Below are 1,061 nucleotides of genomic sequence, written 5' to 3'. Positions count from 1 at the left end.
GGGCCGGGTCCAGCTCCAGCCCGGCGGCGTGCCGCGTGCGCGGCCGGGCCGACGGGCGGCGCCGGGCCAGCGCGCGGACCCGCAGCACCAGCTCGGGGAAGTGGAACGGCTTGGCCAGGTAGTCGTCGGCGCCCAGGGTCAGGCCGCTGACCCGGTCGCCGGGCGCGCCGGCCGCCGTCAGCATCAGGACCATCGGCCGTTCGTCCCGCTCGGTGATCATCTGGCAGAGCGTGTCGCCGTGCAGGCCGGGCAGGTCACGGTCGAGGACCACCACCTCGTACGGCGCCAGCTCCAGCTTCTCGGCGGCGGTCAGGCCGTCCAGCGCGACATCGACGGCCATCCCCTGGTCCCGCAGGCCCTCGGCGACCACCTCGGCCAGCGCCCGCGCGTCCTCGACCACCAGCACCCTCACGCGGCCCCCTCGGGCAGCAGCGGCAGCCGGATCGCCACGTGCAGGCCACCCTCGGGCCGGGCCCGCAAGGCCAGCGTGCCGCCGTGCGCCGCCGCGACGGCCGCCACGCTGGACAGTCCCAGCCCGGTGCCGGTCCCGGCGGTCCGCTCCACGCCGAGCCGCTGGAACGGCCGGGCGAGCCGGGCTACCTGGTCCGGGTCGAGCGGTGGGCCGCCGGTCTCGACGGCCAGCAGCGCGGTGCCGTGCTCGGCCGCGGCGACCACCCGGATCCAGCCGTCCGGCCCGTTGTGGGTGATCGCGTTGTCGACGACGTTGCCGGTCATCCGGGTGAGCAGCACAGCGTTGCCGTGGGTCCACGCGTCGCGCCGCACGTCGGTGTCGACCGTGAGCCGCTTGGCCGCGAGGTCGGCGGCGCGGGCGGACATCACCTCCGTGACCAGCTCGCCCAGCGAGACCGGGGCGCGGTCGGCGAGCGCGCCGTGCTGGGTGCGGGCCAGGATGAGCAAGCCGTCGAGCAGACCGTCGACCTGGTCCAGCTCGGTACGCAGGCGGCCGGCGAGCGCCACCGTCTGCGGCGGCACCGGCCCGGGCTTGGCCACCGCGACGTCCAGCGACGCGCGCATCGTGGCGAGCGGGGTGCGCAATTCAT

2 protein-coding genes are annotated in these 1,061 nt (G+C 76.5%); both read right to left on the bottom strand.

Features of this window, described 5'->3' with window-relative positions; genetic code table 11:
• The coding region (locus tag AB0C29_RS50030; RefSeq protein WP_360835648.1) for a response regulator at nt 1–412 on the bottom strand (412 nt) is incomplete at its 3' end.
• Nucleotides 409–1,061: HAMP domain-containing sensor histidine kinase (locus AB0C29_RS50025; protein ID WP_360835646.1), on the bottom strand; the 653-nt coding region annotated here is incomplete at its 5' end. The genes AB0C29_RS50030 and AB0C29_RS50025, both read right to left, overlap by 4 nt.

The sequence above is a fragment of the Actinoplanes sp. NPDC048791 genome, from assembly GCF_040650095.1.
In the GTDB taxonomy this organism is placed as follows: domain Bacteria; phylum Actinomycetota; class Actinomycetes; order Mycobacteriales; family Micromonosporaceae; genus Actinoplanes.
Note: the sequence above shows the minus strand (reverse complement) of the source record. Positions and strands in the feature narration are given on the sequence as shown.